Source organism: Enterococcus sp. ZQ21 (assembly GCF_030053755.1).
GTDB classification, from domain to species: Bacteria; Bacillota; Bacilli; order Lactobacillales; family Enterococcaceae; genus Enterococcus_B; species Enterococcus_B lactis.
Genome location: NZ_CP125658.1, coordinates 2,482,873 through 2,497,601 on the forward strand (window position 1 = coordinate 2,482,873; position 14,729 = coordinate 2,497,601).

Consider the following 14,729-nt stretch of genomic DNA (forward strand, 5'->3'; position numbering starts at 1 on the left):
GTTTTTCCTCCGTTTCGACAATCATTTATTATTTAGCGGAACACACGCTTCAACGTTTCAGCCAAAGTTGCTACTCCAACGATCTCGATTCCTTTTGGCGCTTCCCAGTTGCCTAAGTTGTTTTTAGGCAGGTAAACTTTTGTGAAGCCGAGTTTTTGGACTTCTTTGACCCGTTGTTCAATATGACTGACACGTCTGATTTCTCCAGTCAGTCCGATTTCACCGATGAAACATTCCGTCGGCTGTGTTCCTTTTTCTTTGTAGCTTGAAGCAATACTGACAGCGATAGCTAAATCAATCGCTGGTTCATTTAATTTTACCCCACCTGCAGCTTTTAAGTAAGCATCTTGATTCTGAAGAAGTAGTCCAGCTCTTTTTTCCAGCACTGCCATGATCAGAGATACACGATTGAAATCAAGACCTGTTGTTGTTCGCTTAGCATTTCCGAACATAGTAGGTGTGACTAATGCTTGGATCTCTACCAAAATTGGACGTGTTCCTTCCATTGCTACAACGATAGCAGAGCCAGTCGCACCGTCTAGGCGTTCCTCTAAGAAAATCTGTGAAGGGTTAGCGACTTCTTCCAATCCATGCTCATGCATTTCAAAAATCCCAATCTCGTTCGTTGAGCCAAATCGGTTTTTTACCGCTCGTAAAATTCGGAAACTATGATGTTGTTCACCTTCAAAATATAACACTGTATCCACCATATGCTCTAACATTCTTGGACCGGCGATCGAACCTTCTTTCGTAACATGACCGACGATAAAGATGGCAATCCCATTTGTTTTAGCGATTTTGAGTAATTCTGCAGTGGTTTCTCTTACTTGGCTGACGCTTCCTGCCACACTTGTGATGTCTGGCTGCGTCATCGTTTGGATGGAATCAATAATAACATAATCAGGGGAGATATGTTCGATGGCACGACTGATTTCATTCATATCTGTTTCAGCGTATAGATAAAATTCTGTGTTGATACTTCCGAGGCGCTCCGCGCGTAATTTTATCTGTTCTGCGCTTTCTTCGCCGGATACATACAAGACTTTCCCGCCTATGGCTGCTAATTGCTGAGAAACTTGTAATAGCAAAGTGGATTTACCAATACCTGGATCACCACCGATCAAGACCATGGATCCCGGTACCACACCTCCACCTAGCACACGGTTCAGTTCTTCTAATTTCGTTTTGACCCGAGGTTCTTTTTTAGGGACGACGTCTGCTATTTTTGTTGGTTTCGCTTTTTCTCCTGTCAAACTTGTTCGCGTTCTGCGGTCTGTTGTATCTTGTTCGATTTCTTCGACCATCGTATTCCATTTTCCGCAATTTGGGCAGCGTCCCAAGAACTTAGGCGACACATACCCGCAATTTTGGCAAACAAATTGTACTTTTGATTTTTTTGCCATTGTACCGCCTCCTTTTATTCTAACCATGAGACATTAAATCAAGCTTAAATTTCTTTATCGTTTTATTTACTGGAAGAACCAAATCCGCCTTGACGTTGAGCAGTCGTTTGATCTTGATCTGCTTTTAAAAATGGCAAGAAGATCCCTTGACCGATACGCTCACCTTTTTTGATCACTACATCCTTGAAACCAAAGTTGGTGAATTGGAACATGATATGGCCTTCATTTGCCTCATTATTGTAATAATCGCTGTCAATCACACCCACGCCGTTCGTCAACACTAAAAACCGCTTCAACGGATTGCTTGAACGGTTAGCAAGCTGCAAAAATTCATCTTCTCCCATGTAGGCTTTGATCCCAGTAGGTACGAGGATCGGTTTCAACTGTTTTTCATTTTCTGATACGTCTTTTTTCAATGTATCTGCGATTGTTTCCAATCCTTTTTTCCAGCCTGCTTTCCAGATACTTGGAATCACGACCTCTTCTGCTGCTTCAAAATCATAGCCAGCAGCATGATGTGTAGCGCGCTGCGGTAGATTGATATTTTGCTCTTTATATTTAGAAATAACTTCAAATCCTCTTTTTCTCACCGGTTTTCCTCCCTAAATAAACTACTCCTATTCTAACATATTCGAGGCTATAAAAGACTCTCTTTACAAATTCTTCAAGAAATTCTGCTATCCTAAAGTCAACCATTAACGCGTTCTTTTACCGAACAACTGCAAGTTGTACAAAAAAACTATTTTTTACATGACTTTACTCGTCAAAACAAGTAGAATAGAACGAAATTAATGAGTGGATATTTGATTGAGGTGTCACATGCGTAAAGAAATAAAAAATGCAAAACGAATTATTGTCAAAGTAGGAACAAGTACATTGATCTATCCCAATGGAAACATCAATCTTGCGGCGATCGATCAGTTAGCTTTTGTCCTTTCCGATCTTAGAAATCGTGGAAAGGAAGTGATCCTAGTCTCATCGGGAGCTGTAGGCGTCGGTATGCATAAATTACATTTGTCAGAACGTCCGACTTTGATCCCTGAACAGCAAGCTGCGGCGGCTGTTGGTCAAGCCGAATTGATGAATATCTATAATCAAAGATTCAGTGTATATAATCAGCAGACAGCACAAATCCTCGTGACAAGAGACGTGGTAGATTACCCTGAAAGTCGTAAAAATGTGAGGAATACATTGGAACAGCTTTTGATCATGGATACGATTCCTATCGTGAACGAAAACGATACTGTCGCAGTAGATGAATTAGATCATCTGACAAAATTTGGCGATAATGATCAGCTGTCAGCAATCATGGCAAAACTTGTCGCGGCAGACCTTTTGATCGTTCTTTCTGATATCGACGGTTTTTATTCAGATAATCCGACTACAAATCCCGAGGCTCAGATGTATCGCTATATCGATAAAATCGATGAAAAGATTCTGGCACAAGCAGGTGGTGCAGGCAGCACCTTTGGAACAGGCGGTATGCAAAGTAAATTAAAAGCAGCTTCTAGGATATTTGAAGCAAACAGTGCAATGATTCTAGCAAATGGAAAAAATCCGGCAATCATTTTTGATATTCTTGCAGGAAAAGAAGTAGGTACTTTATTTAAGGAGGACTTGAAATGACTGATTTGATGCAATTAGGGCAACAGGCAAAAGATAGTGCGCAACAACTAGCACTTATGCCTACAAACCGTAAAAATGAGCTACTTGTTCAGATGGCGAAAACCATCAAAAAGAATCAACAAGCGATCATCGAAGCAAATCAGAAAGACTTAGAAAAAGCAGTCGAAAACAATATCAGTGAAACGATGCAAGACCGCTTGCAGCTGACACCTGAGCGAATCAATGCCATGGCTGCAGAGATCGAAAAGATTGCTTCGTTAGACGATCCTATTGGAAAAGTAGATGAGATGTGGACGAACACCGACGGATTGAGAATCGGCAAAAAGCGCGTGCCCCTCGGCGTGATCGGTATCATTTACGAATCTCGTCCAAATGTCACGACTGATGCAGCCAGTCTAGCGTTCAAATCAGGGAATGCCGTTATCCTTCGCGGTGGCAAAGAAGCATTCTTCTCGAACCAATTACTGGTCCAACTATTGCAGCAAGTACTGGTCAGTGCTGGCGAATCTCCTTATGCCATCCAGTTTGTCGATGATACTTCACACGAAACTGCAGGACAGTTAATGCGATTGACAGAATACTTAGATGTGCTGATCCCTCGAGGCGGAGCAAAATTGATCCAACGAGTCAAAGAACAGGCAACGGTACCTATCATTGAAACAGGTACAGGAAATAATCACGTATACATCGATAAAGAAGCACAGTTGTCTATGGCAGTGAAAATCATCGTCAATGCAAAAGCTTCCCGTCCTTCTGTCTGCAACGCGGCAGAAACATTACTGATCCATTCTGAGATCGCACCCTTTTTCTTACCAGCCATTGAAAAAGAACTGGTAGAACGCGGCGTCTCTTTACGTGCGGATGCTCGTGCGTTAGAATATCTAGAGACAGCTGCTTTAGCAGAAGAGGCAGATTGGGATACTGAATATCTAGATTATATCCTTGCCGTCAAAGTAGTCGATTCTTTAAGTGAAGCAATTGCGCATATCAACCGACATAACACCAAGCATTCAGAAACAATCGTGACAGATAGCTATTCGGCTAGTCAGCGTTTCTTGAATGAAGTGGACGCGGCGGCTGTCTATGTCAATGCCTCCACTCGTTTTACAGACGGATCGGTATTTGGTTTTGGTGCAGAGATCGGCATCTCCACTCAAAAGCTACATGCCCGTGGTCCAATGGGGTTAAATGAATTAACTTCCACAAAATATATCATTTATGGCGATGGACAAATCCGCGAATAATGTTTCGTGTGAAACATTATTCACGCCTTTTGCCTTTTTACTGTAAAGGTTCTATCCAATTAGAAAGGTGTCAATATGTTTGAAATTTTAATGATTTTTTTTATTTACCTTATTTCTCTGAATATCGCTGCTTTTCTAGGAGTCGGTATTTTATCCCTTTTTTTTCAGTTCAAAAAACGAAGCATAGGGAGTCAACGGGAAAAATGGGCGCAGTATTTTGACAAAATTGGGCCAAAAGGTTTGGTTGCTCGCTTACACATCAGCTATATGGTTGCATTATGCCTGTTAGCTGGAGTCAATTACTATTCTTTTTTCGATCATTCAATTGCCTATACGATTACGTTGCTGATTGCTGGTATCTTTCACTTATCTTATAAATATCAGCTGAATAAAAACCACTTGAATCGGACTTTCCGCTAAAAAATATCCGTACGATAAGTAGGGTGCTTTGAACATCGGCAAAAAACTGCCGAACTTTTTAGAGCGTGGGACAAAAGTAAAGAAAAACTTTTGTCCCACGCTCTAAACATGTATAAACGGCGGGAGCAGAAGCAACTCCTTCGGAAATAAGCTGAAATTCGCAAAAATTTGAAAAGCAATTTTCGTGAATTTCTTCTTATTTCTTGGAGTTAAACGCTTCTGTCCCAGCCTCTTTCCATATAAACGGTGTTCTCCTACCAGCTGCCTGGTAAATCTGTTTCCTCTTCGTTAAGAAGTGAAAATCCGTCAAATGTTTCGCCATCATAATAACGAAGCAGCTCATCCATGGACAAGTTCATCGTTTTTTCTTCTTCCGCTGATTCTGCCAATAGCTGTTCCCGATACACCTGATACATACCAGCTATTTTTTGCTGCATCGCTTTTCTAGTTTCACCTTCCGCGTTGATCATTGGCAATTCTTTGATATAGCCACGATAAATCAACCGATCATCTGAAAATTCAATGGGTAATTCAACGAGTGTCAACCCGACTTCCTGAAAATATTCTTCCAGCATCTATTATCCCCCCATTCTTTTTCTTAAATGAATTTTAGCTTACCTACTGAAAATTTTCCAGTTTCATTATTTTGAGAAAAAAAGGGAATGTGACAAAAATCGTGTCACATTCCCTTTTTCCGAATAAACGGTGTTCAATCAGCTGTCCTTCGGTATTCGCTCAACAAATGGCAAAATATGAAGAACTACTTTTCCGTTGCTTCTCTAATACTCAGGTCAAAGCGCTGATTTCACAATCTCTTCCTTAAACAGTGTTCAAAAGCTTGCATCTGCGGTAATAAGTCCAACCAAACGAAAAATAGGAGGAGCTATTTTTGTTTGGCTGTTCTTATTACTTGATGCAGGACAGCTTTTTCACAACCTCTGATTTCTTATTCTTCTTCATTTGTAGCAAAATAATTACGGTGATAAATGATACAACATACACTGATAAGAACAATGGCCCCTGCAAAATAAAACGCATAGCTTTCACCAATATGTTCGCCGATCACACCTGCAATAAATGGTGCTAAAGCTCCACCGAAAAAGCGGACAAAACTATAGCTGGAAGAAGCAACGTTTCGTTGCAGACCGGGTATTTCCATAGCAATCGTCGTCAACAGTGTATTGATGATTCCTTGGAAAAATCCTGCTAACACAATACTGATCGGTACAAGGACTGGCATAGAAGTTCCAGCTCCTAATAACAGCAAACAAATAATGAATAAGACAAATGCAGCTAAAATCGTCCGATAAGTCGTAAACTTCCGCTCAAGAGCTGGTGCAACGAAAATCGAAGCAATAGCCAGAAGCACACCCCAGCCAAAAAATACAAAACCGACTTCTAATTCAGAATAGCCAATCAATAAAAATGGCGCATACGCAAGTAAAGTAAAGAATCCGAAATTATATAACAATGCGATCAGTCCAACTGAACGAAGTTTATGATTGCTTAACGCTTTGACACCTTCCCAAAGGCCTACTTTTCTCTTTGATTTCTCAGTTTCAGGTAAAAGTACCGCTAGGGCTATAAAACCGCAAAACATCAAAAATGCTACCCCAAAAAATGGATAACGCCATGAACCGCTGCCCAAGACCCCACCGACTAGCGGGCCAACAGCCATTCCGCAGCCAAGAGCTGCTTCATACATCATGATTGCTTTTTCTGTGTTACCGACTAAAATACTGACGATCGTTGCTAAAGCAGTAGAGACAAATAAAGCATTCCCGACTCCCCAGCCAGCACGTAACCCAATCAACATACCGATATTGCCAGATAATCCACCAAGACCAGCGAATACAACGATGATAAACAATCCGGTCATCAATGTTTTTTTCAAGCCAATCCGACTAGATAGGAAACCTGTAAATAGCATCACCACACCAGTGACTAGCATGTAACTAGTAAATAACAGGGTCGTTTCAGCTGGCGTAGCGTTTAACTGTGCAGCAATCGTTTTTAAGATCGGGTCTACTAGGCCCACTCCCATAAAAGCGATCATACAGGTAGCTGCTACAACTAGCGCCGAACTTTTCCCCTTTGTTTCTTCATTTGTTTGTTCTTGTATATCTATTTGATTCTCCAATATATCCATCCCTTTCTCTCTATTAGCATCATACATGATTTATTTTACATGTAAATATGCACATGTAAAACATGGATATTTTACTGTGATATAATAAAGAAAATAAGACGAGAGGTAGGATTTTTATGAATACTTTAGCCTATATATTATTATGCGTGCTTTTATCCAAACCGCGTTCTGGGTATGAATTGAAGCAGCTGATCACGATTTTTTGGGAAGCTCATCACAGTCAGATTTATACGACGCTTGCCAAGTTAGACCAGCAGGGTTATGTGACCGTTTTGGACAAAGACGAGCACTCTCAAAAAAAGATCTACCACTTGACTGATGAAGGACGTGCCCTTGTGGAGGAATGGATCAAAGAGGAGACCCCAGCTCCTACACAAAAAGATGAATTTTTAGCAAAAATCTATGCTTTTTCAACACTCGACAAAACAACAGCTACTGGACTGCTATTCACTAGAGAACAACAGCTGAACAAAATCATGCAAAAAAATCAAAAAAAATTGAATGACCTCTCGCTAGACAAGAGACAAGAATTTGGGCGTTATGTTGTGATCCAGCGCCGAATCATGCTTTGTCAGCAGGAACTCCAATGGTGTCAGCAAGTAAGAGAACAAATGCAGCCGTTTTTTGAGTAATGGATAAACAGAACCTTTCTAGATTTATCTATTAAGCAACGAATCCTCTTCACTAAAAGAACGATACAGCTGAAAAAGAAAAACGATCCGAAAGACAGGCAAAAACCTATCGTTCGGATCATTTTTCTTTCTAGAACTGCATTGAAGGGACTGTGACAAAAAGCAAGTCACAACCTTTTTTTCAAATAAACAGTATTCCATCATTCATTGCTTTGAATGGCTTTCAACACACTTCTTGAAAGTGGGCCAACGATGATCAACTGCAACGGTAAAGCGGCAATCACATTCATTTTCCAAGCATTCATATAAGCAGAGAATAATTGATCAGGTATTCCTTGTTCCATGATCACACCAAACAAAGACATACATGTGACCATTCCTAAAACCATCAAGCAGGAAATAGTTAAGATCATTTGGATCTTGCTTTCTGGATTTACTGGTAGTTTAAAGGCAATTTTTTTCGCCAGCACACCGATGATGAAGACATCCAAAATGAAAGCCACCACGAATCCAGGCACTAGACCAATCAACAAACTTGATAAATGAAGATCTTGATGCAGCCATAAATTATACGCGCTCATCCCCAAGACCATCAAAAAACACATCATTGTTGTAAAAATTATTCCTTCTTTTTTATTTGTAGGCAATCTGTACCACTCCTTTAAATTTGTCACGAAAATCATCGTAGCACATTTAAAAATTTCTCGTAAGTACTTTTTTTATTTTCTGCCCTTTTATTTCATAAACTTCATCAGCCGTACGTTCGACAAAGTAGGAATCATGAGAAGTAAACAAAATCGTTCCCGGATATACTTGCATCAGCTGCTCTAAAGCTTCGATCGTTGCCATATCAATGAAATTAGTCGGTTCATCTAACAGCAACACATTACTTGGCTTAGTAAAAAGCAAAGCAATCGTCAAACGGGTCGCTTCTCCCCCACTTAACGTACACAACGGTTTCGTCAGAGTTTCCTGAGCAAACCCTAAGTGATTCAGCAAACTACGGACAAGCGATTCCGAAAACTCTGTTTGTCTCATGACAAAACGAATGACGGATTCTTCAGATGTCATTTGATAATCCTTTTGCTGATAGACTTGAAAGCTTACTTTCGGCGAAAGGAGGATTCCTTCTCCTTGTTTGCGGATATGTTCCAATAAGGTTGTCTTACCTGAACCATTTTCGCCGACAATCGCGATTTTTTTACCTAAAGAAAATTGAAAATCGCTATTTATCAGTAATATTCTCCCGTTTCTTTCCAATTGGATATTTTGTCCCATGATTGGATAACGATTGTGGAGTGCAAGAGATTTTGGTACTGGAAAACGGATTTGTTTCATCTGTTGCGGCTTAGTTGTTTCTCCTATTTTTTGGAGTCTTCTCTCTAATGTTTTCGCATTCTTTTGGATGGCTTTTTGTACACTGTCTTTTTGTTTAGAGGAAGACAACCGATCCGGTCTGATTTGTTGCTTTTTCTTTTTACTAGACACTTTTTCCAACTTTTCCGCTTGTTTTTTCTTTTCTTGGATCGATTTTTCCAATCGTTTTTTCTCTTTCATGATCGACTCTGCTTCTCGTAGCTGAGTCTTTTTCTCCAATTCCTTTTGAGTGAGATAGGCACTATAATTCCCCGAAAACTCTCGGATTTCTCCGTCTTTTACTTCCCAGATTTTCGTTGCCAGCTCATCTAGAAAATAGCGGTCATGACTAACAAAAATCAGCGTGCCATAATAATAACGAAGCTCTTCAATCAGTCGATCCACACTTTTTCTATCTAGATGGGTCGTCGGCTCGTCTAGAAGCATCCCTTGTTCATAAGAAGAAAGAAGACGTATCAACTCGATCTTTCGTTCTTCCCCTCCACTCCATTTCCGTTCCGAAGTTTCTTCCAGTTTTAACTGGAAATGACTGGCTAATTCCAAATTCAGATCCTTTGTTTCAGCAAGATAGGTTAATTGAGGCAGATAGTTGAAAGTGATCTCTGTTTGGATTTTCCCTTGATTGGGGATAAGTTCTCCGGCTATCAGTTTCAGCAACGTTGATTTACCGACTCCATTTTCTCCTATGATTCCTATCCGATCTTGCTGATAGACACGAAGAGAATCAATAGATAATTCTAACTGGTTACCAAAACGAACTTGCAGGTTTGTTATATTTATTGCTAAATTTTCCATATGTTTTACACTCCTATTTCATGTAAAACAACAATTATCGATACTAAAAAAGAGCAGAAAAATCTGTTTGCAAAAAAACTGCATAACATCTTTTCCTACTCTGAACGAAATAACTATGACTAAATCATCAAATCTGTCATAGCTTTCACCTATTCTACTGTCGTTCGAAAAAATGGACATACTCCACCCATGAAATTGTTGTTTATACATGTCTTTTGAATTTATTTAGTTGTTATTCAAAAGTTCAAAACGTAATTTCATCGATGCAGTCATTTTTCCGACCTCCTTTTTTATTAGGTTACCACACACGATTCAAAAAAAGCAATAGCTACTGAATAGTAACTGAAAACCTTTTATTTGAACGTAGTGATCTTTTCTGGTGCTAAACGAACAGACTCATAACCTTCTTCTACCGCTTTTCCTATTGATAAAATAATAACTGGAACATAGCGGTCTTTATCCAAACCAAATGCCTCTGCCAACTGATCTGCTTCGAATCCACCAATTGGATTTGTTTCATAGCCATGATCACGTGCAACTAACATGAATTGCATAGCCGCTAAGCTAGAATCGACTTTGACTACATCGTTCATTTCTTCTCTTGAAAAGCTCTTGTAATAAGGAATGATCGCAGCTAATTGTTGATCTCTGACTTCTTTTGGCATCTTCCCTGATTCGTAAGCTTGGTTATAGATTTCTTCGCCATATTCGTAACATTGCATATCGCCAAAAATCATGACCATTGCAGAAGAAGTATCATTTTGTCTCGTATTGAAACGGATCAAAGGACGCAAGATTTCTTTTGCTTCCTCGCTTTCAGCGACCACAAAGCGCCATGGTTGCATGTTGACAGAAGAAGGAGCAGTCGTCGCTTCTTTGATCATTTCCAGCATTTCTTCGTGTGGGATTTTGTATGTTTCATCATATACGCGAACGGATCTTCTACCAGTCATAATTGTTGAAAAATCATTTTTTTGTTCCATTATTATTAACCTCTTTCGTTTCTGTTGTTATATTGCAAAGTTGGGTATTCAATTTATCTAAAAGTGTTAGGAATTGTTTCATTTCTGCATCGCTGAAAGCTGGGGACAGCACGGAACCTGTATCTTTATGGTCCATTTCACAATGCTCGATTTTCTGCTGGGCTTTTTCTGTCAGTGCTACGTACACTTCCCGGTTGTTCTGAGGATTTCTCTGACGCGAAACATAGCCGTTTGCTTCTAAAACCTTCAGATGACGTGTAACTGCTCCTTGATCAATCTGCAACTTTTCTTGCAAACTGCTTTGCAGCAATGGATTTTCTTCTTTCAGTCTCATCATGATCTCATATCTAGTAAGACTTATACCGATATTTTCCTCAAAGATCTGGACGATTTTTTGATCGGCTAATTTGATTTGATATAAAAGGTGGCTAATCTCTTCTAAAGACATAATTTCCTCCTCTCTAATAATTGACTAGTCAACGATTGACTTGTCAATAATAGAATAAAAAAAGAAAAAAGTCAAAGAATCAGCTGTGAAATTAAAAAACAAAGGCTTTCAATAGAAATGAGTGTAAATAAAAGAAATCTCTTGTAGAATGAAAAGAAGGAACAATAAAAAAGAAAGAGAGGATAATGATGTGAGAAAAAGAATAGTAGCCGCAGTATTTCTCTTAGTGAATGCGACGTTGTTACCTAATAGTCTCGTATTTGCTGATACCGCTTTGGCAAATGTTCAAACAACAGAAACATCTACCCTATCAGAAGATGAAAGCGCACCATCCCAATCAAGCCTATCTGGAGAGAATTCCTATCAAAATCTAGAAGACAGCTCTTCTGCAGTATAAAATTTTACACCGCCAAAAATCTCTGGAAATCCCTCTTTGCAAGGAGCAATGGTAGATTTGAACAAATGAAACCTGATAAAATCCACCTTTCAGCTTCAAAACAAACAAAGGAATCGTTCATTCAGCAGCAATCTGCTCATAGCTACATTGATACGCAAGGTGTGTATGAGATTGTCTCTACTGATGTCCAGCTATCCGATGGACAATGGGTGGATAAAGGAACGATCCAACTAGTCATACCAACAGAGCCAACAGAACAAGTCACCAATTATCTGGCCTATTATGTAGCAAAAAAAATCAAAACCTATTCTTTACCCTTGGAAAAATCAGCAGATTTCTTGATGTTTGACGATTCGATCACTCTAGACAAGGAGCATTTTCTTTCTTCCGTACGTGCGTATTACTCAGAAGTTGCAGCTGGTCCTATCATTCAAACACATATAAGTATGACAGAAACCTATACGACTCTGAATGAAACAGATATTTATCCTACCTTCTATCGCCAAGAAGAACATCAAAAAATATCTGGACCAGCCCTCATCACGGATAAAGTAGCGTTATCGGATCAAACAACTTGGGTACATATCCAAACAGCAAACTATGAAGGATGGGTAGCAGCAAACTCTGTAACTGCTCATGAGCCAAAAACAGTTCCAGTTGAAGCATCACAAGGTCAGCTTTCTGAATCAGCCGTTGCCTCTCTGTCACTTGATCAAGCTTGGTTAGAACAATCAGAGGAAACCATTTCACATTCAGAAAGTTATCACGTACAAAGAGCAGTCCAAATCAGCGATCAAGTGTTTTATGCGCTGACAGCAAAGGATTCTTCAATCGTTTTTGTCTCACAGAAAGAATTCCAACCAGAGGATCCAGTATCAGCAGAGACTGATTTCTCAAATGAACAGATAGTAACAGCTGAAAGTACAGCATCTGATTCAAAAGAAACAACTGATTCTTCTTTCCAGCCGCAAAACAAAGTGCCACAGACAGATGAATCTACCTTGCGTACTGCACATCCATCTATTACTTATAGTACACATGTCAAAAATCGTGGTTGGCTGCCAAATGTTTCTAGCGGTCAACTTTCAGGAACAACAGGTCAATCTTTACAAGTAGAAGCTTTTCGTATCCATCTTTCATCCTCCCTCTCTGGTGCTATTGAATACACCTCTTATGTCCAAGGTTCAGGATGGCAAAATTGGGTAGCTAATGGCGCTATTTCTGGAACGACTGGACAAGTCAAACAGATTGAAGGAATCAATATTCGATTAACTGGACAATTAGCAGCAACTTACAATGTTTATTATAGAGTCCATGTACGAAATTTTGGCTGGCTTCCTTGGACAATGAACGGAAATCCTTCCGGAACACTTGGGTACGGTCATCAAATCGAAGCAATTGAAATCCAATTATTGGACAAAAACAGTTCCGGCCCTGCTACTAACGGTATTTCTTATATCGAAAAGGAACCATCCGTATTGGCGAATACTCACGTAACTAACAGAGGATGGTTAGGCCAGACAGATGCTGCTACTCAAGCTGGTACGACTGGCCAACGGTTAAGTCTTCAAGCAATGCAACTGCGTTTATCTGAAAATACAATTGGTGGCGGTATCACTTATCAATCCCATATCGCTAACAAAGGTTGGGAAACCAACTGGGCACAAAATGGCACGATTTCTGGTACGACTGGACAAAATCTGCCTATTGAGGCGATCCGCATCAATCTGACTGGCACAATCAGCACCCGATATGACGTTTATTATCGTGTACATGCACAAGAATTCGGCTGGATGAACTGGGCAAAGAACGGTGAATCAGCTGGTACACAAGGCTATGCTTACCGTGCAGAAGCGATTCAAATTGTATTAGTAAGGAAAGGAGGAGCCGCACCTGGTGCAACTACTCGCGCCTTTCGTATAGCTCCACCTAGAATCACGTTGCAAGGACATGTATCGAATATTGGCTGGGTAAGCCAAACGAGCCTGAACAACTCGATCAGCTACGCAAATCAAGGAAGACAATTTGAAGCGATTCGCGCAAATTTAAGAACATCAAGGTATACTGGCGGTATCCAATATGATTCACACATAGCTGACAGCGGTTGGACCAGAACTGTATCCAATGGAGCGATCTCAGGAACGACTGGACAAAATCGCTCTCTTCAAGCCTTTTCCTTTCAGTTAACAGGAGAACTTGCTGAAAACTATGATATTTATTATCGTGCCTTTGTTCGTTCCAGAGGCTGGTTAGGCTGGGCATCAAATGGACAAAAAGCAGGCTCTGTCAGAATGAATTTGCCTGTTGAAGGTATCCAGCTAACCATTGTTGAAAACGACCGGCGGCCAAGCGGCTATCAGCCAAACCAACTGACGATTCTAGGACAAGTGAATGATCAGACACCTCAGGGAAGATTCATCAATTCTGTCAGCCAAAGTGCGAATCGTATCGCGCCTGCTCATGGCTTGTATACTTCTGTCATGTTGGCTCAAGCGATCCTAGAAACAGGATATGGCACAAGCTATCTAGCTCAGCACGCGAATAACTTCTTTGGGATGAAATTCAAAGACGGCGAAGATGAAGGAAAGTATGGCTATATCTGGCATATATCTAACGAAGTGATTAATGGTGTCGTTGTCCCTGTCAATTCAAAATTTCGGGTCTATCAGTCCACTGACCAATCCTTCTTAGATAACGCCTTAAAATTAAGATATGGTGTTTCTTGGGACCCAAACCGATATGCGGGGACATGGAAAGTCAATGCACGTTCTTATAGAGATGCTACCCGTGCATTAACAGGAACATACGCGACAGATCCTGATTACGGTCAAAAATTGAATAATCTGATCGAATATTGGAAGCTGGATCAATTTGATTGAACGGGTATAAAAAGAGGTTGTGACAAGAATGTTGTCACAACCTTTTTTGAGTAAATGGTGTTCAAAAACTTGCATCTACGGTAATAAGTCCAGCCAAACGAAAAACATGAGAAACTGCTTTTGTTTGGCTGTTCTTATTACTTGATGCAGGACAGCTTTTTCACAACCTCTTCCTTAAACGGTGTTCAATCAGCTGACCCTCGGTATTAGCTCAAAAAACGGCAAAATATGAAGAACTATTTTTCCGTTTGTTTCTCTAATACTCAGGTCAGGACGCTGATTTCACAACCTCTGATACATGGTGTTCCAGAAGTACCTTCTTCGAGAATAAGCCGAAATCTCACAAAAATTGGAGAAACAATTGTCGTCAATTCCT

14 protein-coding genes are annotated in these 14,729 nt (G+C 40.1%); 6 read left to right on the forward strand and 8 right to left on the reverse strand.

Going from position 1 to position 14,729, the window contains the following annotated elements; all coding sequences use genetic code 11:
* Positions 1–32 precede the first annotated feature (32 nt).
* Both radA and QK255_RS12030 read right to left on the reverse strand, forming a co-directional pair.
* The gene (gene radA, locus QK255_RS12025; RefSeq protein ID WP_002293096.1) at positions 33–1,403 is read right to left on the reverse strand and encodes a DNA repair protein RadA; all 1,371 of its coding nucleotides are present in this window, start codon (positions 1,401–1,403) and stop codon (positions 33–35) included.
* Between the two features lie 62 nt (positions 1,404–1,465).
* Positions 1,466–1,993, reverse strand: a complete 528-nt coding sequence (locus QK255_RS12030; protein WP_002293097.1) for a dCTP deaminase/dUTPase family protein — start codon at positions 1,991–1,993, stop codon at positions 1,466–1,468.
* 229 nt (positions 1,994–2,222) lie between these two features.
* Between QK255_RS12030 and proB the strand changes: the two genes are divergently transcribed.
* The 3 genes from proB to QK255_RS12045 all read left to right on the forward strand — a co-directional run bounded on the left by proB (position 2,223) and on the right by QK255_RS12045 (position 4,693).
* Positions 2,223–3,029 (forward strand): glutamate 5-kinase, encoded by an 807-nt coding sequence (proB, locus tag QK255_RS12035; protein ID WP_002287451.1) that lies wholly within the window; start codon positions 2,223–2,225, stop codon positions 3,027–3,029.
* On the forward strand, positions 3,026–4,273 hold the full coding sequence (locus tag QK255_RS12040) for a glutamate-5-semialdehyde dehydrogenase (RefSeq protein ID WP_002293098.1): 1,248 nt from the start codon (positions 3,026–3,028) through the stop codon (positions 4,271–4,273). The genes proB and QK255_RS12040 overlap by 4 nt, the downstream gene beginning before the upstream one ends.
* A gap of 75 nt (positions 4,274–4,348) precedes the next feature.
* Positions 4,349–4,693, forward strand: a complete 345-nt coding sequence (locus QK255_RS12045) for a hypothetical protein (RefSeq protein WP_002293100.1) — start codon at positions 4,349–4,351, stop codon at positions 4,691–4,693.
* Positions 4,694–4,947: 254 nt separating this feature from the next.
* On the opposite strand, the gene QK255_RS12050 is transcribed toward QK255_RS12045, so the two are convergent.
* A complete protein-coding gene (locus QK255_RS12050) occupies positions 4,948–5,268 on the reverse strand; it encodes a hypothetical protein (protein WP_002293149.1) in 321 nt (106 codons plus the stop codon).
* A 371-nt stretch (positions 5,269–5,639) separates the two neighbouring features.
* A complete protein-coding gene (locus QK255_RS12055) occupies positions 5,640–6,842 on the reverse strand; it encodes an MFS transporter (RefSeq protein ID WP_002329827.1) in 1,203 nt (400 codons plus the stop codon).
* A gap of 116 nt (positions 6,843–6,958) precedes the next feature.
* Between QK255_RS12055 and QK255_RS12060 the strand changes: the two genes are divergently transcribed.
* Complete coding sequence (locus tag QK255_RS12060) at positions 6,959–7,474, forward strand: PadR family transcriptional regulator (RefSeq protein ID WP_002310468.1); 516 nt, start codon at positions 6,959–6,961, stop codon at positions 7,472–7,474.
* Positions 7,475–7,674: 200 nt separating this feature from the next.
* Here the strand turns inward: QK255_RS12060 and QK255_RS12065 are convergent, their stop codons facing one another.
* From QK255_RS12065 to QK255_RS12080, 4 genes are all read right to left on the reverse strand, one after another.
* Positions 7,675–8,121 (reverse strand): DUF2798 domain-containing protein, encoded by a 447-nt coding sequence (locus QK255_RS12065; protein WP_002310470.1) that lies wholly within the window; start codon positions 8,119–8,121, stop codon positions 7,675–7,677.
* 46 nt (positions 8,122–8,167) lie between these two features.
* Positions 8,168–9,646, reverse strand: a complete 1,479-nt coding sequence (gene msr(C), locus QK255_RS12070) for an ABC-F type ribosomal protection protein Msr(C) (protein ID WP_002329826.1) — start codon at positions 9,644–9,646, stop codon at positions 8,168–8,170.
* A gap of 353 nt (positions 9,647–9,999) precedes the next feature.
* Positions 10,000–10,629, reverse strand: a complete 630-nt coding sequence (locus QK255_RS12075) for a nitroreductase family protein (RefSeq protein ID WP_002310475.1) — start codon at positions 10,627–10,629, stop codon at positions 10,000–10,002.
* On the reverse strand, positions 10,613–11,077 hold the full coding sequence (locus QK255_RS12080) for a MarR family winged helix-turn-helix transcriptional regulator (RefSeq protein ID WP_002315865.1): 465 nt from the start codon (positions 11,075–11,077) through the stop codon (positions 10,613–10,615). The genes QK255_RS12075 and QK255_RS12080 overlap by 17 nt, the downstream gene beginning before the upstream one ends.
* Positions 11,078–11,267: 190 nt before the next feature.
* On the opposite strand from QK255_RS12080, the gene QK255_RS12085 reads away from it, so the two are divergent.
* Positions 11,268–11,474, forward strand: coding sequence for a hypothetical protein (locus QK255_RS12085; RefSeq protein ID WP_002342333.1), 207 nt, complete (start codon positions 11,268–11,270; stop codon positions 11,472–11,474).
* A gap of 65 nt (positions 11,475–11,539) precedes the next feature.
* Entirely contained in the window at positions 11,540–14,353 is a 2,814-nt protein-coding gene (locus tag QK255_RS12090; protein WP_196003305.1) for a glucosaminidase domain-containing protein, read from the forward strand.
* The last annotated feature ends 376 nt before the right edge of the window (positions 14,354–14,729 follow it).